The 18894-nt window shown below is 67.2% G+C and carries 11 protein-coding genes and 3 pseudogenes; 4 read left to right on the plus strand and 10 right to left on the minus strand.

Annotated elements, in window-relative coordinates; genetic code table 11:
• The 3 genes and pseudogenes from FCN77_RS27120 to FCN77_RS21030 form a co-directional block, all read right to left on the minus strand.
• On the minus strand, positions 1-879 hold the full coding sequence (locus tag FCN77_RS27120; protein ID WP_254678670.1) for a hypothetical protein: 879 nt from the start codon (positions 877-879) through the stop codon (positions 1-3).
• 185 nt (positions 880-1064) lie between these two features.
• Positions 1065-3407: pseudogene (locus FCN77_RS21025) on the minus strand (beta-galactosidase); the annotation flags it as partial.
• A gap of 85 nt (positions 3408-3492) precedes the next feature.
• A complete protein-coding gene (locus tag FCN77_RS21030; protein ID WP_254678671.1) occupies positions 3493-4227 on the minus strand; it encodes a YesL family protein in 735 nt (244 codons plus the stop codon).
• 320 nt (positions 4228-4547) lie between these two features.
• Here FCN77_RS21030 and FCN77_RS21035 point away from each other — a divergent pair, with 320 nt between their 5' ends.
• Genes FCN77_RS21035 through FCN77_RS27125 form a run of 3 tightly spaced genes read left to right on the plus strand, consistent with a single transcriptional unit; the run spans position 4548 to position 9967 of the window.
• Positions 4548-6677, plus strand: coding sequence for a DUF6807 family protein (locus FCN77_RS21035; protein ID WP_137323830.1), 2130 nt, complete (start codon positions 4548-4550; stop codon positions 6675-6677).
• Positions 6674-9601: a family 78 glycoside hydrolase catalytic domain gene (locus tag FCN77_RS21040; protein WP_254678672.1), complete on the plus strand. Its 2928-nt coding sequence runs from the start codon at positions 6674-6676 to the stop codon at positions 9599-9601. Before FCN77_RS21035 ends, FCN77_RS21040 begins: the two co-directional genes overlap by 4 nt.
• 27 nt (positions 9602-9628) lie before the next feature.
• A complete protein-coding gene (locus FCN77_RS27125; RefSeq protein ID WP_254678673.1) occupies positions 9629-9967 on the plus strand; it encodes an alpha-L-rhamnosidase C-terminal domain-containing protein in 339 nt (112 codons plus the stop codon).
• A 42-nt stretch (positions 9968-10009) separates the two neighbouring features.
• On the opposite strand, the gene FCN77_RS27425 is transcribed toward FCN77_RS27125, so the two are convergent.
• From FCN77_RS27425 to FCN77_RS21070, 7 genes and pseudogenes are all read right to left on the minus strand, one after another.
• Positions 10010-10141, minus strand: a complete 132-nt coding sequence (locus tag FCN77_RS27425) for a hypothetical protein (RefSeq protein WP_302646208.1) — start codon at positions 10139-10141, stop codon at positions 10010-10012.
• A gap of 715 nt (positions 10142-10856) precedes the next feature.
• Positions 10857-11159, minus strand: coding sequence for an extracellular solute-binding protein (locus FCN77_RS27130; RefSeq protein ID WP_254678674.1), 303 nt, complete (start codon positions 11157-11159; stop codon positions 10857-10859).
• 288 nt (positions 11160-11447) lie between these two features.
• Positions 11448-12706, minus strand: a pseudogene (locus tag FCN77_RS21050) (MFS transporter).
• Positions 12707-12749: 43 nt separating this feature from the next.
• Positions 12750-13408, minus strand: a pseudogene (locus tag FCN77_RS21055) (Poxvirus protein I5).
• A 25-nt stretch (positions 13409-13433) separates the two neighbouring features.
• Positions 13434-14351 (minus strand): carbohydrate ABC transporter permease, encoded by a 918-nt coding sequence (locus tag FCN77_RS21060; RefSeq protein WP_137323831.1) that lies wholly within the window; start codon positions 14349-14351, stop codon positions 13434-13436.
• Positions 14348-15301: a carbohydrate ABC transporter permease gene (locus FCN77_RS21065; RefSeq protein ID WP_137323832.1), complete on the minus strand. Its 954-nt coding sequence runs from the start codon at positions 15299-15301 to the stop codon at positions 14348-14350. The genes FCN77_RS21060 and FCN77_RS21065 overlap by 4 nt, the downstream gene beginning before the upstream one ends.
• 45 nt (positions 15302-15346) lie before the next feature.
• A complete protein-coding gene (locus FCN77_RS21070) occupies positions 15347-16630 on the minus strand; it encodes an ABC transporter substrate-binding protein (RefSeq protein ID WP_137323833.1) in 1284 nt (427 codons plus the stop codon).
• A 179-nt stretch (positions 16631-16809) separates the two neighbouring features.
• On the opposite strand from FCN77_RS21070, the gene FCN77_RS21075 reads away from it, so the two are divergent.
• Complete coding sequence (locus FCN77_RS21075) at positions 16810-18822, plus strand: beta-galactosidase (protein ID WP_137323834.1); 2013 nt, start codon at positions 16810-16812, stop codon at positions 18820-18822.
• The last annotated feature ends 72 nt before the right edge of the window (positions 18823-18894 follow it).

Genomic DNA, 18894 nt, shown 5'->3' on the forward strand with positions numbered 1-18894 from the left:
CTACGCCCTCGGGGTGGAACGCATCTCGTCGAAGCCTTCGTAGGCACTGGGGACGTAGCAGTCGTCGGAGTAGTGGCGCAGGTCCATGGGTTCCACGGATTCGGCCCAGGACCAGGCCGTGAACGTGGCGGTGTCCCCATCCATGCCGCCGACTTCCAGTGCCGCCGGGTATTTCTGCCAGAAGCCGCGCAGGGTGACGGCCACGCCGCCGTCGGGCTCCCCCGCATACAGCAGCCCCTGCGCACGGTGGCCTTTGCCCATCCGGACGGGAAGCAGCCGTGCACTGGTCTGCTTCTCCAGGCGGAAGTAGTCCTCCGACTCCTGCGTGACGCGGAAGTCCGCCCAGACGGCGTTCTGCCGGCCGACGGCGAACAGCGCTTCCGTGCCCGGCGTTTCCGCCACCGGCAGGCCGGCCAGCTGGCGCGCGTAGTCCGGATTGTCGGCGCTGAACGGCCGCGTATAGAGGGACTGCACCGGCTCGGTGTAGACGGCGGTATCTCCGGCGATGCTGACGCGGCGGTTCAGCAGGTCGCCCTGGAGCACGCGGTCCAGTTGCAGGCCGAGACCCTTGATGACGCGGTCCTGGGCGGCATCCTGGAACAGGATGGTCTGAGTGATGTCCAGGGTGGGGCGGCCCGCGAAGAACGTGAGCCGGACAATAAACCGCAGCAGCTCCGTTTCCCGGGAAACGACGGTGCCCTGGACCTTCACCACGGTGCGCACGGCCCCGGGCGTCTCCACTTCCGCGGAAGTGACGGCCACCTGCGCGTCCGGCGCGCCCACCACCAGGCGCAGGCCACGGGCGAGTTCGCGGCCGTCCGGGCCAAGCAGCGGCCCGGTGAGCCTGCTCCCCGAGTTGGCGATGGTTGCGGTGAACACTCCGGTGTCCACCCGGATGCCGTGGGGGCCGGGCGGGCGAGCAGCTCCGTGGCCGGAATGTCGGCCTCCGGCTGCCGGGGGGCCGGCTTCCGGGGGGCGAGGCGTGGCTCGAGCCCTTCGGCGTCCTGCCCTTCAGCCACGACGGCGGCATGTGCTGTCCATTTGATGCTGCCGTCCGGCCAGAAGGCCAGGGGGCGCGCTTCGTGCAGGGTGTCCGCGTCACCAAGGACCATCCGGCCGACGTCACCGGCTGCCAGCTCGCCCTGCGGCCACGGCCGGCCGAAGCTCAGCGCGGTGTCCACGCGGGGTGCCTGTTCAAGCCATTTCATCGGGAGGTCTCCTTTGTCATTTCTTCCAGAACCAGGTAGCTGTACCGGGCGAGGGTGTGGGTGCCGGCGGGCAGGGTGACACCGGTCCGGGAGCGCGGCCGCGGGTGATGGGAGGCCCGGGATCGGCCGGCGTCCGGGCCTGCGTCGTGGCCCGGAGCTTCCTGACCTGCCGCGGCCTGGCCGACGGCGCCCTGAGCTGTGGCACGCTGACCTGTGGCACGCTGAGCTGTGGCACGCTGACCAGGGGTGCCGCCGGCGCCAACAATGTCCGCGGGTGAACCGTTGAGTCCGTCGTCGTCCCTGGCCAGCAGAGTGCGTGCCGGCCGGGCCAGCCGGAAACCGGCCGTTCCGCTGCCCATGTTGACCAGCCAGTGCTGCAGCCGCCCGTCCCGCCAGCGCAACCACGCCGTCGCCGGCCGTCCGGACGGCCGGCAGCGTCCCCGCGCAGGCGTACTCGACCATGGCTGCGAGGGCGGCGCCGTCGTCATGCCCACCCGCACGACCGGTGTCCCCCTCGTGACCCGAGTGCCCGGCGTCGAGCGAGACGGGGAACGAACCGAGCAGGATCATCCGGCCGGCACCGATCCGCCGTTCGGTAGCGAAAGCGAGACCTTCGGCCGGCCCGGCCGTCACGGCGCCCAGCACCTGGGCTCCGGTGACCGCTGCGCTGTCCGCGTTCACGCGGAAGAACGTGCTCATCCGGGTGAGTCCGACGTCGTGCCCCAGGATGGTGCCACACGAACCGGAGCCGGTGGCCGGGAACTGGAACACGGACTCGACGCCGGCGGCATCCTCGAGTCCGTCGAGTGCCGATTCCCCGTGCCAGGTGTGGTCCTCGGTGCGGTCTCCGGTGAGGGGCCCGCACACCCAGGTGCCACCGTCGTGCACCCAATCAAGGATGCGTGCACGGTGGTCGTCCGGGAGGTGACGGACGAACGGAGTGAACAGCACGCGGAATCCGGCCAGCGCCCCCTCAACCGGCAGCAGCGCGCGGCTGGTTCCCGCCCGCACTAGGCCGGCGTGGAACGCGGACACCAGGCTGCGGTAGTCCGTGCCTTCGCCGGATTCCGTGGCCAGGAAGCCCTTGGCGTGGTCCGAATAGTGGAGTGCGACGGCCGGCTGAACGGGCCGGCTGTGCTCCAGCAGCGGGCGGATCCGCGGCAGCAGCTCCCCGATTGCGGCGGCACTTGGGTAGCCAATAGTGGGCTGGCCCCAGCTGCTGACCACAGAGCCGTGGGGCTGCTCGCTGCCGCCGCGGTGCTGGCGGAACAGCCAGAACAGGAAGCCTGCCGAACCCGAGGCGAAATTGGCGAAGGCCTCGGCCTCCACAAAGCCGTGCGGATGCGGGCGCCCATATTGCCGGACGGTTCCGCCGTGACTGGGGCTGGTTTCCATCAGGACGGTTCGCCGCGCTTTGCCGAGTCGCGGGAAATAGTCCAGGTTCATCAGGAACGCGGAGTAGTTGTCTGCCGCGGGGTAGGTGTCGAAGCTGGAGAAATCAAGGTCCGAGTAGAGCGCCGGATTGTCCAGGTCGAAGCCGAAGCCGCTGTTGTGCGTGACCGGGATGCTGCTGTGGGCGCGGATGATGGCCGCCTGCTCCCGGGCAAAGCCGTTGATGGAGGCCTGGCTGAACAACCGGAATTCATTGACTAGTGAGGTGTTGTGCAGGAACGGTGTGGGGCCAGGCATCGGCACCTGGACGAAATTTTGATACGTTTCACTCCAGATCGCGGAAAGCCAGCTCTCGTTGAGGATGGCGACCTCCAGATAGCGCTTTTCCAGCCATTCGGCCCAGAGTTCCGCGCACCCCGCACAGTGGCAGCCGCCGACGTGGGACTTGAATTCGTTGTCCAGTTGCCAGGCGACCACCCGGGAGTCATTTCCGACGGCGGCAGCCAGCGCCTCCGTGACCAGCGCGGCCCGCTCGCGAAAGACGGGGCTGTTGGTGCAGACGTGCTGCCGGGAACCGTGGCCCAGCGGAGTCCCGTCGGCGTTGTGGTGGAGCCGCTCGGGATGGCCGTGCGTCAGCCAGACCGGCGGCGTGACGGTGGGAGTGCAGAGGATTGCGGCCAGGCCATTGGCGTCGAGGACCTGGAGGGCGCGGTGCAGCACGTCCAGGCGGACGTCGTCGCGGTCCGGTTCCAGCGCAGCCCACATGAACTCGCCGATGCGCGCCGTATTCATGCCGAGGTGGCGCATGTGCGCGGCGTCGGCGGCGAAAGTCTCCGCGTCGACGACCTCCGGGTACACGGCGGCGCCGTAGAGGAGGCGTCCGTCTAATAGCTCAGGCAAGCGGGGCTCCAACCGTCGCGGCGGTGCGGTGGGGACGGACAGCGGCGTCGCCGGACGCGCTGGCGCGCCGCCCCTGGACAGCGGCGTCGCCGGCTGAGGCCTCGAATGCCCCGGCCAGGGACTCGTCGTTGGCCGTGAAGAAACGGTCGCACAGCCAGCCGGTCACATACAGCCATGCACCGACGCTGAAGAAAGGAATCAGCCCCGGCAGCGCCTGGCTGGCGAACAGGGCGGCCGCGGTCACGAACAGCAGGATCGCGGTGCCGGCGAGGTGCCGGAGGGCAAACCGGGAGGACATCAGGAGATACTGCGCAAGCGGCAGCTCATAGCGGGCAAACATGGGGAAAAGATGGCAGGCCACAGCCGCCAGGAAGATCGCAGCGACGAACACTCCGGCGGCCATCAGCTGCGGGAGGAGGTCACCGGACCTGGCGAAGTAGTTCCAGTTCAGGGCGAGGGCTGCGCCGGCCAGCATCACGGGGAGCGCCAGGCCATTGCCGCGGGCAAAGTTGCGGCCGTATTCCCTGACAAAAAAGCGGATCAGCGGGGCAGCCTCACCCCGGACCCTGCGGCGCACCAGGATCTGCGCGGCCGCAGTCGCGGGGCCGACGCCAAACACTCCCAGGCCCGCAAGGGTGAAAACGATCCAGAGCAGATTCAGGCACGCAATCCACAGCAGGGTGTCGAAGAATGAATATGCTTTTGCGCTAAAACTTCCTGCCGGCACGCTTGGCCTCCGATCTCTCCATCGTTGCAGAAACGGGGGCCGCAGTGGTCCACGTCACCTAAGTAAGCGGTTTCTCGAAAATCTAGACGCTTTTGACTCGGCGGTCAAGGCGTAATTTGAATCGTTACACAATCCGCGTGGCCGGGTTAGACTGTTGGCGACAGCAGCTTGGAAAGCGCTTACCATGGGTAATAACCGAGACACCCCGGCCTACGCTGATGGCAGAGGTCCAGGGCCCTGTTTGGGCTCATGGGCCCGGCGATTTCCGGCAACAGACACCGACGTCAAGCACCCCGTCCCGGGGACAGAAGAGGAGAGCCATGGGCACCCTGTCCGAGCCCGTCCCGGAAGAACGCAAACTCCCCATAACTTCACCGGCCAGGGTGGCACTTGTTGGGGTCCATGGCTTCGGCACGCACCACCTCCGCAACCTCGAACGGCTGCAGGCCGGCTGCGCCGTCAGCCTGGTGGCGGTGGCGGACCCGAATCCCCCGGCCCCGGGCGACCTCCCCTCCGACACCGCGGTGTTCGGCAACCTCGACGACCTCCTGGCGGCAACCCCGGCACTCGACCTCGTGATCGTAGCCACGCCCATCCAGACGCACGCACCGCTGGCGCTGGCTGCCCTCCCCCACGCCGACCTCTACCTGGAAAAGCCACCGGTCGCTTCGCTGGCCGACTTCAACCGGCTGCAGGACGCCGCCGCCGAAGCCGGACGCAGCGTCCAGATCGGCTTCCAGAGCCTCGGCTCCCACGCGCTGCAGGCGATTGAGGATCTGCTCGCGGCGGGCGAAATCGGCACGCTCCTGGGGATCTCCGCCACCGGGCGCTGGGTGCGGGACCGGGCGTACTTCAAACGTTCACGCTGGGCGGGCAAGCGCAGCCTGGACGGAGTCGACGTCGTGGACGGTGTGGCCACGAATCCGCTGGCGCACGCCATCGCCACGGCCCTGAGGATCGCCGGCGCCCGGACCCTGGACGATCTCGCCTCGGTGGAAACGGACCTCTACCGCGCCAACGACATCGAATCGGACGACACCTCCGTGATCCGCGTCCGCACCGCATCCGGTCTGCCCGTCACATGCGCCCTCACGCTGTGCGCCACCGAATCCGTGGAACCGTACATCACCCTTCAGGGCAGCGAAGGCACCGTAGTGTTCCACTACACCGAAGACCGCCTCAGCGTCAGGACTGCCGACGGCGAGCGCAGCCAGGTCTTCGGCCGGGACGACCTCACCGAGAACCTGCTGGAACACCTCCGCCGGCGCCACTCGCCTGACACGCAGCCCCAGGCTGCACCCCTCATCAGCCCGCTCGCAGACAGCGGCGCGTTCATGCGCGTGCTGGAAGCCATCCGCACCGCCGAGGCTCCGGCACTGATCCCCGCGCAGTACCTCGATTGGGAAGGCGAAGGAGATTCCGCCCACGCCGTGATCACCGGCATCGAAGATGCACTGGAACGCTCGACGGCGGCGCACGCCACGTTCAGCGAGCTTGGCCTGCCCTGGGCACGGCCTGCGGCCGACGCTGCCCGGAAGCCGCGGCTCACTGTCCGGGATGCTGGCCAGCACGCTGGCGAACGCAGCGACGGCGGCCAGCACGACGGCGGCCCGGTGGCCGGTGCGCCAAGCGGCGCCACCACGGTGGCTACCTTGCAGGACGGAGCCGCCATCGCGGCAAGGCTCTCGCCGCGGCCCTACCTGCATCCGGTGCGCACGCTCGGCGGCGTCACCGTCACGGACCACCTGCCGGCGGACCACCCCTGGCACCTCGGCGTGGGCATTGCCCTGCAGGACGTGAACGGCACCAATTTCTGGGGCGGCAAGACCTACACCCGCGCCGCCGGCCGCTACGAAGAGCGGCCGGACCACGGCCGGATCGTGCAGCTCTCCGCAGCCTCGGAGCCCGGGGCACCGGACAGTGACTCCCTCCACCAGGAACTCCGCTGGCAGGCACCGGATGGCAGCGAACTCCTCCGCGAGCGCCGCAACACCCGGTCCACGTGGGTGGACGCCCGCACCTGGCGGCTGGACCTGACCACTGAACTGACCGCCGTCGTCGACGCCTCGCTTGGCGGTCCCGGCTCCAACGGGGCCGCCGGAAGCGGCTACGGTGGATTCTTCTGGCGGCTTCCGGCGTGCGCGGGAGCCGATGTGTTCACGGCCGAGAGGCAGGGTGAAGCCGAAGTCCATGGCTCCGTATCGCCTTGGCTTGCGTGGACGGCGGACTTCCCCGAGGGCCCCGCAAGCTTGGTGTTCGCGGCTCCCGCCGAGGCACCGGATCCCTGGTTCGTCCGGCAGTCCGGCTACCCCGGAGTGGGCCCAGCGCTGGCCTGGGACAGGCCTGTGAACCTTGCCGCAGGGGAAGCTGTGGCACGCGCCTTCTCGGTATGGATCTCGGACGGCAGACTGACTCCGGCTGAAGCTGCGGCATTGGCTGCAGAACGGTGACCGGCCCGCTTTCCGCGGCAGCGCTCCTCACCGACGGGCTGGAATCCTGCCTCACGGCATCACGGCGCCCGCACTTCGGCTGGCAACTGGTGGGCGGGGGAAGCGATCCCTCGGCCAGCTACCAGGGCGCGTACGAACTGCGGCTCAGCGACGCGGCCGGCACGCTGCTTTGGGATTCGGGCGTTGTGCCCTCCGGGGGCCAGCACTTCGTGGCCTCCGGTGGCCCGGACCTCGCGCCGGACACCGACTATCGCTGGTCTGTCCGGGTCCACGACACCGCGGGCCAGCCCGGGCCGTGGTCGGCAGAGCGGGGATTCAGCACCGGCCTGGACGCGCCGGCCTGGGACGCCGAGTGGATCCGCCGCAGACCCGGCGGCCGAGCCCCGCTGGAAGTTCTTGACGGTGCATTGCGCGTTGCGGGCTCACCGTTCCTGCCTCTCCCGTGCCCACCCGTCCGGCACTTCACCGTGGAGGCGCGCCTCCGGCCGGCGATGGGCTGGGCCGGCATGCTCCTGCGCTCCACGGGCGCCGGTACCGGCCTGCTGCTGGAACTGGACACCGTCGGCAATGCGGTTCTGCGGCGCGCTGCCGGGTGGGAGATTCCGGCCGCCGCGGTGCCGCCTACGGAGATCCTCGCCAGCGCCCAGCCGGAGCGTCATACCCGCCCAAACCAGGAACGGCTTCCCGGCAAGGACCCGGTCCCCGGCACCTGGCAGGATCTCAGGGTCACGGACGACGGAGAGTCCATAACGGTCTCCCTCGACGGCGTGGAGCTCTTCACCGTGGCCGAGCCCGCCCCAGCCGGATTCCGCGGAATGCTCGCCCTCCATCAGGGGCCGCGCAGCCAGGCGGAGTACGCCTCGCTCCGGGTCACGAAGGCCCATCCCGCGGATCAGCACGTCCGCCCGGACGGCACAGATGGCCAGGACGGCAAGGCGCCCGTTAGACATCGGCTCCTTGACCACCGGTTCGACGCCGGAACGGACCGGGCCCATGCGTCCCTGGATGACTGGGACCGCACAACTGCCCACCGCCAGCCTGACGAGTGGACGCTGGCGCGCACTGACGTTGAGCTTTCCGGCAAGGTGGTGCGCGCCAGGCTCTTCGCCGCCGCGAGCCACCACGCCGTATTCAGTCTTGACGGCGGGGCCTGCCTGGAGACGTCCTCCTTCGGTTATCCCGGCGAGGGATATTACGACGCCGCCGACGTCACTTCGCTGCTTCAGTCCAACCACAGGCACGTGACTCTCTCCGCCCTGGTCCACTGGTACGGACCGGGCCAGGGCCGGGCAGCGGGAGTTCCCGGGCTGTTGGCCCAGCTCCACGTCGACTACGACGACGGCCGCCGGGAAGTCTTCGGATCGGGTTCCGACTGGCAGGTGGCAGAGGGCCCCTACCGGCAGTCCGGCTACCGCAACGACGAAGGCGATCCGGTGGAACACCAGGACGCCACAGCCCCCGGGGCTCCGGGTGCCGCGGAAACAGCCATATGGGAGCAGGCGACGTCGCTCGGCAGGCACCCGATCGCGGACTTCCCTGCAGTACTCCCCCGCCGGACCTTCCTGGCCAGGACACCGGTCGCTGCGGAACGGCTGCTGACCGCTCGGGACGGCACAGTGGTGGCCGACTTCGGACGGGTGCTGCCCGCCCGGCCGGTGGTGGACTTCGCCGACGGGGAGGCCGGCCGCACCGTGATGATCCGGGCCGGCTACAGCCTCGGGCCGGACGGCCGGGTTGACCGCGGCAAGTCAGCCAGCCAGAACACGGACATGCCCTTCCCCTATACACAGGCCGCCGGCCCGCAGCGTTACCAGGCGGCCGTCCACCTGGGGTTCCGGTACCTCGAAGTGCCCGGCGTTCCGGCGGGCGAAATCGCCGCGGTGGGCGGCGTCGTCGTACATTCCGGGCATGAGCAGGAAGGCCATGGGCAGGAAGGCTCCTTCAGCAGCTCCGATCCGGTGCTTGACGCCGTGTTCGGGCTGCTGCGGGACTCCGCCCTGTACGGCGTGCAGGAGCAGTTCGTGGACACCCCCACCCGCGAAAAGGGCCAGTTCCTGGGCGACGCCGTCAATATCTCGTACGCCACCATGGCACTGTTCGGCGAACGGAACCTCACGGCGCAGGCCTTGCGGGAGTTTGCGTCGTCGGCCACCAGGTACTGGGCAGAGGGCGACGACCACGGCCGCTACAACGCGGTCTACCCCAACGGGGACGGCAAGCGCGACATCCCCGATTTCTCCCTGATGATGCCGGAATGGGTGGAGGACTACCACCGGAACAGCGGCGACACCGCGCTGGTGGAGGAACTGCTGCCGGCCCTCTGCGCCACGGCGGGCTACGTGCTCCGGCACATCCCGGCGGAGGGCCCGACGGCGGGACTCGTCACCCGCCTCGGCGGCGGCTCCGGCCCTTACCTCCACGGGATCGTGGACTGGCCGGCACCGGGGCGGTTCGGCTACGACATGGACTGCGCGGCAAAAACCACTGTCAACGCCCAGGCCGTCTCGGTCCTGGACGCGGTCTCCCGGCTCTGCAAACTGAGCGGCAAGTCCGGACCGGCCGAGGAATACCGCCGCCGGGGCCGCCGGACTGTCCGCGCGATCAACGCCCGGCTGCGCGTGGACGGCGTGATGGTCGATGGCCTGCACGCCGACGGTTCCCCAGCGGCCACGCTTCCCAGCATGCGGGCTCGTTTCCGCTGTCACTGGGATCACGCCGGCTCAATTCGTGCCCGCGGACGGCCGCCGGCTGGCAGCGATGGGGATGCGCCAGGGCCCCATGACGGTGCACCGCCTGGTGCGGGCCCTGCTCGCTGCCGGGCTGGTGGACGAGGTGCTGGACCTGCTCACCAACCCCGGCAACCGGCTGGGCGCGCCTGCTGGAACGCGGGGCGAGCTTCACCTGGGAAGCCTGGAGCTGGATGAGGGCACCGACTACAGCCAGTCGCACGCGTGGTCCACTTCGGTGGTCCGGGAAATCCTCGGACACCTGCTCGGCATCCGGGTTACCGCCGGCGGCGCGGAAGTGTCCATCGGGCCGCCGGCTGCCGGCTCGACCATGCCCGTGGAAGCGTCCCGCTTCAGCGCGGGGTGGTTTCGGCTGACTGGCACCGCGGCGCCGCGGGGATGGAACTCGGCTGCACGGTCCCCGCTGGTGTCCGTGCGGAAGTGGTGCTGCCGGCGGGCCGCTACACGGTGAAGGGCCCGACGCCGGGTGTCGCCGTCGTCGCGACGGCCGAGGCCGTCACGTTCCGGATCCACCCGGGGACCTGGCACTTTCGGCCGGAATGACGCCTCCGGCCGCAGCCATAGGTCAGTCGTTTTAGGCCAGGACTAGCTCAGCCCGCTCTTGAGCTCCTCGATCACCTTCTTCGCAGCTTCCTCCGGGCTGATCCGGCCGAAGTGCACGTCGCTCGAGAACCGGGTGATGATCTCGCCGGCCGGGCTTGAACCGGCCGGGGGCACGCCGGGGAGTCGCCCACTTCGTCCGCAATGTCGTCAATGAAGGAAGCGGTTGCCGCATCCACGGCGCTGAGCTTGGGCGTGATGGCGGCCCGGACCTCAGAATTGCCGGGGATGCCTCGGTCCGCCAGCGCGATCTCTCCGGCTTCGACGCTGTTGGCGAGGAAGTCGATGAACTCCTGGGCTTCCTTGGGGGTGCTTGGTGCGCGAGCTGGCGGACCAGAACTGGGATGCCTTGTAGTACTGCTGGCGGACTTGGCGTTGCCGTCGGTGCTCGGCGGCCGCTTGATTTCCAGCGGCTGTCCGGAGGCCTTGGTCAGGCGCCCAGCTGGTTGGACCACATCCAGCCGAGGGCAAACCTGTTGGTGGCCATGCCTGTCTGGTCCAGCGGAGCGCTTGCCTCCTCGGTGAGGACTGACGCCAGCGGGACGGACTTTGCGTCCCGGAGCTCGCCCTGGAACTCGAAGAAACCCTTGGCGTCGGCTTCATCGAATCCGAGCTTGCCGTCCGAGCTGAACAGCGATTTGCCTGCTGGCGCAGCCAGAGGTTGAAGGATGCGTCACCGGTCACCGGTCCGGAGCCGTATGTGCCGGGCTTTCCCTTGGCCGTGATGTCTGCGGCTGTCTTCTCGTAGTCCTTCCAGGTCCAGGACGTATCGTCCGGCAGGGTGACGCCGCTGGGGACACCAGCGATGGGTTCGTCAGCACCACCAGGGCGTTCATCCCGCAGTGACAGCGAACTGCCCGTCCGGCGTTTTTGCCTGCGTCGGCCGCGCTTTGTCGAACTTGGACAGGTCCACATCCTTCAGGTCCAGGAGGGCGCCGCGCTTGGAGTATTCACCGAGGTACTGCAGGTCCATCTGGATGATGTCCGGGGCCTTCTGCGAGGCCACCTGGGTGGCGAGCTTGTCCCAGTAGCCGGACCAGTCCCCGTATTCGCCTTCGATCTTGACGTTGGGTGCTTGGCCTCGTACGCGTCGATCAGCTTCTGGGTCATCTTGTGCCTGACGTCCGAGCCCCACCAGGTGAAGCGCAATGTCACCGGCCCGCCGGCGTCGGGCTGCGCGCCGCCGCCGCAGCCCGACAGGGTCAGGGCAAGCACGGCCGCAACCGCCGCGATCTTGGGAGTTCGGCATTTCAGGGCGCGCAAAATCATTCGGTGTCCTCTTGACGGCTAGGTTTAATGAAGTGAGAAAACGCTTTCTCGAATACACTAGATGTGCGCCACATCACAGTCAAGGACCCTGGATCATTCAGTGAGAAATCGCTTACTCCAGCCTGCCGGAACACCGGCAGAGGGGCGTAGCCAGTCAGGAAGCCGCGGCCCGCCGTCGTGCGTTCAGCCACAGCAGCACGCCGATGACCGCAGCGGAGAGCATTCCGAGCGCCCCTGTGACCACCAGGCCGGTGCGGACGCCGAATTCTCCGTCAGCCAGCCGGCGAGGAGCCCGCCCAGCGCGTGCCCGCCCAGCAGCAGCGGCAAGTAAAGGGCCATCACCCTGCCCCGGATTTCGGGCCCTGCCTCCATCTGGACCGCTGTTGCCGCGCTTGTCAGGAACAGCAAAGTCATCAGCCCACCACCACAGCATGGCCACGAAGAGGATCAGGTTCGGCATCAGCGCGGCCACCAGCTGCGAGAGCCCGAAGAGGCCACGGCGGCAACAATCCCCTTGCGGCCCAAGGTCCGGAGCCGTGCCGCCAGCAGCGCACCGGCGAGGGCGCCGATGGCACCGACGGTGTTGAACATCCCGAAACCGGCCACGCCGTTGTGCATACCCGTTCCGCAAAGGCGGCCAGCACCACCGGACCGTTCATGCCGAACGCACCGAGGAGGCCGGCCAGCGCAATGGTCAGCAGCAGGACGGCCTGTCCCTGACGTAGCGGAATCCCGCCAGCAGCTGGCCCCGCCCGCGTGCCGCGGGAGTGCCGGCGTGCAGCAGCGCGGGCCGGATGCCGGCGATCATCGCCATGACCAGCAGGCACAGGACGGCGTTGGACGCGAACGCCGCGGCGGAACCGGCCATGGCAATCACCATGCCGCCAACCGCGGGACCGGCCATGGCACCCAGCTGGCCAATGGCGTTGTTGAGGCCGATCGCGGGCCGAAGTCCGGCGTCGCCCACCACTTCGTTGACGAACACCTGGCGGGCAGGACTGTCGATGGCGGACGTCACCCCCAGCGCGATGCAGCTCCCGTAGACGGCCCACACCGTGATGCTTCCGCTGGCATCCCAGGCAGCGAGCCCCACGCAAGCAGCGCGATCACGCACTGGCAGACCATCATGATGCGGCGTTTGGGAAAAATGTCCACGAGGAGGCCGCTGAGCGGGCCCACTATCAGCATGGGCAGGAACTGCAGGGCCACAGCGACGCCCACGGCGGCCGGGCTGCCGGTCAGCTGCAGCACCAGCCAGTCCTGGGCAAGGCGTTGCATCCACACCCCCGTGCTGCTGGCAAACGTCATGCCCATGAACAGCCGGTAGTTGTGCTGCGTCAGCGGGTGATACCAGCGGACCGGGCCGCCGGACGTTCGGAGGGACTCTGCGGACTGGGGGCGGTCGGAAGACACGTCTGACTCAACTCGGTAGTAAGGGGGAACTGCAGAGGAATTCTTAGGCGCGGGTGGAGCGCATTTTGATCGAGGCCGCCGCGAGGATCAGCGTGCCCGGAACCACTACGAAGAGGGCCGCAAGCATCCATACGAACACGACGGCGGCAAAGAGTGCGGCCGCCAGAAGAAGGGAGCCGGTCCAGTCGCGGAGGGACAATGCCTTGGCAGCTTCCAAGGCGGCGGGCCAGGCGCTGGATCCTTTGGCTGCGGTGCCGGTTCCGGCGGCCGGAGCGGCGGAATGGCCGGAAAAATCGGACCACGCTGCCGCGGTGCGAAGGAGCAGGATCCCGGCCGCCACCGCGAGGACCAGCGTTGCGGGAAGGACCACAGCCTGGCCCGGCAGCTGCCCCACCATGGTGAGCAGCAGGTTCAGGACAATCACGACGGCGGCCGCCGCCGTCGTGATTCCCAGTTTCCAGCTGCCCGGCAGGGCGGAGCGGAAGGTGCCCCAAAGGGCACGGAGGGAGTCGTCGCGGCCGGAGAGGTGGCGCTCCAGGTGGGCGATGCCCGCGGCATAGGCGGCGGGGATGGTGACCAGCGGATGGACAGCACCAGCACCAGCACTCCGGCCAGCAGGGTCTCGGAAAACAGGGCGAAGCGGTTTACCGGGATCCGGTCGTCGCGGCCGGAGGCGGGTGTGGTGCTGTCCATGATGCTCATTTTCTGTCGCAGTCTTCCGTCGCCATTAGCCCTTGAGGCCCTGGGTGGAGACGCCTTCAACAATGTAGCGCTGGAATACCAGGAAGAAGATCAGCACCGGGAGGAGTGCCAGGACGGACATGGCGATCATGGCTCCATAATCCGAGCTCTGGGTCTGGTCCACGAAGAGGCGCAGGGCCAGCGGCAGCGGGTACTTTTCCGGGGTGTTCAGGTAGAGCAGCGGGCCCAGGAAGTCGTTCCAGCTCCAGATGAAGGAGAAGATCGACGTCGAAATCAGGGCTGGCTTCATCAGCGGCAGCATGATGGAACAGAAGATCCGGACGTGGCCGGCGCCGTCAATGCGTGCCGCCTCATCCAGTTCGGCCGGCAGGTTGCGCATGAACTGGACCATCAGGAAGACGAAGAACGCGTCCGCGGCCAGGAACTTGCCGATCAGCAGCGGGACGTAGGTGTCCACGAGGCCCAACTGCTGGAAGATGATGTACTGCGGAATGATCACCACGTGGAACGGCAGCAGCAGGGTGGCGATCATCATACCGAAGAGCACGCTGCGGCCCGGGAACTTGATCCGCGCGAATGCGTAGGCCGAGACGCTGGCCGACAGGATGGTGCCCACCACGGCGCCGATTGCGAGGACCAGTGAGTTGGTGAAGAACTGCAGGGTGGACACCCCGCCGATCCCCTCCATCGCCGTGGCGAAGTTGTCGAGGCTGAAGTTGTTGGACCACAGGGAGGTGTTGGTGCCGCCGATTTCGGCATTCGGCTTGAAGGACGAGGCGACCATCCACAGGGCCGGGTAGAGTACGACGGCGGTCAGGGCCAGCGCCACGATGTGGAAGATGACGCTCTTGGCGCGCTTGGCGACCACGGACTCGGACTTCGGGTTGTATTCCGGTGCCGGAGCCTCGGCTGCCGGCTTGACGGGTGTTGCCATGGTTGTCATTTCGAATCACCGCTGTAGTGGACCCAGGACTTGGATGTGCGGAAGAAGATCAGCGTGATGATGCCGACGACGATCACCAGGAGCCAGGCCATCGCCGAGGCGTAGCCCATACGGAAGTCGCTGAAGCCCCGCAGGTACAGGTAGAGGGTGTAGAAGAGGGTGGAGCCGGCCGGGCCGCCTTCACCGTTGGAGATGATGTAGGCCGAGGCGAAGATCTGGAACGCGTGGATGGTTTCCATCAGCAGGTTGAAGAAGATCACCGGGGAAAGCATGGGCCAGGTGATGCTGAAGAACTTGCGCACCGGGCCCGCGCCGTCCATCGAAGCGGCCTCGTAGAGATCGGACGGGATCTGCTTCAGGCCGGCCAGGAAGATCACCATCGGGGCGCCGAACTGCCAGACGGTCAGCAGGATCATCATGGGCATGGTCATCGACGGGTTGCCCACCCAGCCGCCGAGGTTGATGCCGAAGAAGGACAGGCCCTGGTCCACGGGACCGGAATCGCCGAACATGGCCTTCCAGACGATGGCGATGGAGACGCTGGCGCCGATCAGGGAGGGTGCGTAGAACGATGAACGGTAGAAGCCCTGGCCACGTCGCTTGCTGTTGAGGAGCATGGCCACGGCCAGTGCGGCAGCCAGCTTGAGCGGCGTACCGAAGACCACGTAGCTGAGGGTCACGCCCACCGACTGCAGGAACCGCTCGTCCTGGAGCAGGGTGGTGTAGTTGTCCAGCCCGATCCACTTGGGTGGTTCGAAGAGGTTGTAGTTGGTGAAGGACAGGTAGAGCGAGGAGATCATCGGGCCCACGGTGAGGGCGATGAATCCCAGCAGCCAGGGCAGCAGGAAGGTGTAGCCGGCGCGGGCATCCGCTCCCCGCTGCCGCGATTTGCGCGGCAGCGGGGGATCGGACTGCGTCGAACGCCTGCTCAGGGTTGGGCTTTGAGTCACGAGTTCATTCCGTCAGTTGGGGATGTCGGGCAGACAAGACGCTGCTCAGGCGTTCTGCTTGATGAGGTCTTCGGCTTCCTTGAACCAGGCGTCGGCTGCACCGTCAACGGTGAGCTTGCCGTAGTTCAGGTCCGAGCTGATGCGCTTGAACGACGCCTCGAGCGTACCGAAGCCGACAATGGGCGGCTCGGGAGCGTCCTTGAGGTACTTCTCGATGGACTTCTCGTAGTCCACAACAACCTTGTCGGTGCCCTCGAAGGTGGTTCCGTCGCGCTGCTTCTTCGACGCGGGGACGCCGCGGGAGGTCTTGAAGATCTGGCCCACCTCGGGGTCGTTGATCATGAAGTCGATGAAGCGCGCCGATGCGTCCTTGAACTTGGTCTTCGCGCTGGCCACCATGAGCATGGACGGCTTCAGGAACAGGCCCAGGTTGTCCGGATCGTCGGATGGAACGGGAACGATTTTGAGTTCCTTGGCGCCGCTGTCCGCGAGGTAGCCGGCCATGAAGTTGTCCCAGGTGTTTTCGGCGACGGTCACGTTGGAGCCGAACGGGGACTTGGGGGCCAGCTGGGTGGTCCGCTCCTCGGAGACCAGGGCCGGGGTGCCGCGCAGATCTGAAGCCATCTTCCACCAGGTCTTCAGGTCATCCTTGCTGAAGCCGAGCTTGCCGTCTTCGGTGAAGGCCTCGATGTTCTTCTGGCGCAGCCAGATGTTGAACTGCCACCAGATGGAAGTGAAGTCAGTGGAGCCGAAGATAGCGCCGTTGCCCTTGGCGCCGACCTCCTTGAGCCAGGACTTGTATTCGCTGTAGGTCCAGCTGCCGTCCGGTTCGGCTACGCCGAGGGCCTTGAGCTTGGCGGGGTCGTAGTAGACGGCAAAGGCGTTGGTGCTGGTGGGGATGCCGTAGGTCTTGCCCTTGATCTGGCCGGAAGGCAGCAGGGAGGTCTCGAAGCCGGAGGTGTCAATCTTTACCGTGCCCAGGTCCAGGAGCTGGTTGCGCTGTCCGTAGTCGCGCAGGTACGACAGGTCCCACTGCATCACATCGGGGAGGCCGCCACCGGCGGCTTCGGTGGCGCGCTTCTGCCAGTAGCCGGCAAAGTCGGTGAAGTTGCCGTTGACCTTGATATCCGGGTTCTTGGATTCGAACAGGGCGATGGCCTTGCGGGTGCGGGTGGCGCGGTCGTCGTTGCCCCACCAGGTGTAGTTGATGGTGACCGGGTTCGCCGCGGAACCCGTCTGGGACGGCGCCGGCGACCCGCAAGCAGCCAGGGCGGCAGCCGAAACGGTGCCTACTGCCACGGTGGTAAGAAAATTCCTTCTGCTGATCATGAGAGCCTCCTTGCTCGGTTGTGTAAGCGCGATTTCCTGTGATTCTCTACAACGAGCAGTGACTTGGCTTACACGCTTTCTGAAACGATACAATATCGTCATTCCGGCAATCGGGCAAGCGTTTTCCAAAGAACGGTTTACATGCCCGCAATGTGCAGCCCACAAGACGAAGGAGTCCCATGTCATCCCAGGAACAAACGGCACCGCCAGCAGTGTGGCGCAATCTCGACGGCATCGCTTACGGGGGCGACTACAACCCCGAGCAGTGGCCGGCCAGCGTCCGGCTCGAGGACCTGGAGCTGATGAAGGAAGCCGGGGTCAACTTCCTGAGCGTGGGGATATTTTCCTGGGGATTGCTGGAACCGTCCGAGGGCGAATATGACTTCGCCTGGCTGGACGAGGTCCTCGACAATCTGGCGGCGGCCGGCATCAAGGTGGCCCTCGCCACGGCCACCGCCTCTCCCCCGGCCTGGCTGGTCAGAAAACACCCGGAAATCCTGCCGGTCACGGCGGACGGAACCGTGCTGGGGCCGGGCTCCCGGCGGCACTACACGCCGTCGTCGGCCGTTTTCCGTCGTTACGCAACAGGCATCACCAGCGTGCTGGCCGAGCGGTACAAGGACCACCCGGCGCTGGCGCTGTGGCATGTGGACAACGAGCTTGGCTGCCACGTTTCGGAGTTCTACGGCGACGAGGATGCAGCCGCGTTCCGGGCGTGGCTTGAACGGCGCTACGGGAGCATCGATGCACTGAACGCCGCGTGGGGCACGGCCTTCTGGTCCCAGCACTACTCTTCGTTTGAGGAGATCCAGCCGCCGCGCGCTGCCCCGTCCACGCTCAATCCCGGCCAGCAGCTGGACTTCCAGCGATTCAGCTCCTGGGCCCTCATGGACTACTACCTGGCGCTTCTGGCCGTGCTGCGCGAGGTGACGCCTGGGGTGCCCGCCACCACCAACCTCATGGTTTCCAGCGCCACCAAGTCCATGGACTACTTCGACTGGTCCAAGGACCTGGACGTGATCGCCAACGACCACTACCTCGTGGCCGCGGATCCCGAGCGTCACATCGAGCTGGCGTTCAGTGCTGACCTCACCCGCGGCGTCGCGGGCGGCGATCCGTGGATCCTGATGGAACATTCGACGTCGGCGGTGAACTGGCAGCCGCGCAACCAGCCCAAGATGCCCGGCGAGATGCTTCGCAATTCTCTGGCGCATGTGGCCCGCGGCGCCGACGCCGTGATGTTCTTCCAGTGGCGGCAGAGCTTCGCCGGGTCGGAGAAATTCCACTCCGCCATGGTGCCCCACGGGGGGCGCGAAACCCGCGTTTTTCAAGAAGTGGTCGGGCTGGGTGCTGCGTTGCAGAAGCTGGCGCCGGTGCGCGGATCCCGGGTGGAATCGCGCGTGGCCATCGTGTTCGATTACGAGGCGTGGTGGGCCACCGAACTGGACTCCCACCCCAGCCAGGACGTGAAATATCCGGAGCTGCTGCGTAGCTTCCACCGCTCGCTGTTCCTGCGTGGCGTTTCCGTGGACTTTGTGCACCCTACTGCGTCGCTGGAGGGCTACGGGCTGGTGCTGGTGTGCACCCTCTACAACGTCGCCGACGCCGTCGTAGCCAACATCGCTTCTGCAGCGCGGGCCGGCGCGACCGTCCTGGTCAGCTACTTCAGCGGGATCGTCGACGAACAGGACCACGTGCGGCTTGGCGGGTACCCGGGCGCGTTCCGTGAACTGCTCGGGGTACGCGTAGAGGAGTTCCACCCGCTACTGGCCGGGTCCACGGTCAAGCTCAGCGACGGTGGGGTCGGTTCGGTGTGGAGCGAGCACGTGCATGTGAATGGGGCGGATGCTATTTCGACGTTCACCGAGTATCCGCTCGACGGCATTCCCGCCCTGACGCGGCGCCCGGTGGGCGCCGGCTCGGCCTGGTACCTGGCGACATTCCCGGACGGGGACGGCATCGAGGCGTTGGTGGACCGACTGCTTACTGAGGCGGGCATCTCCGCGGTGGCTGAAGCGGACCACGGCGTCGAGCTGACCCGCCGCCGCGCTGAAGGCAGGAGCTTCGTGTTCGCCATCAACCACTCGCGCGCCGATGCCACGGTCCGGGTGGCCGGCGCTGACCTGCTGACCGGCGAGCGGTACACGGGCAAAGTTCCTGCGGGCGGCGTTGCGGTGATCGAGGAGGACTAGACGATATGACCACGGAGGTTGGTGACGCGGCTGGCTGGTGGCTATGAGGGGTGCGGGCGCTGAGTTCAAGGC

Origin of the sequence: Arthrobacter sp. 24S4-2 (genome assembly GCF_005280255.1) — a bacterium.
In the GTDB taxonomy this organism is placed as follows: Bacteria; Actinomycetota; Actinomycetes; order Actinomycetales; family Micrococcaceae; genus Arthrobacter.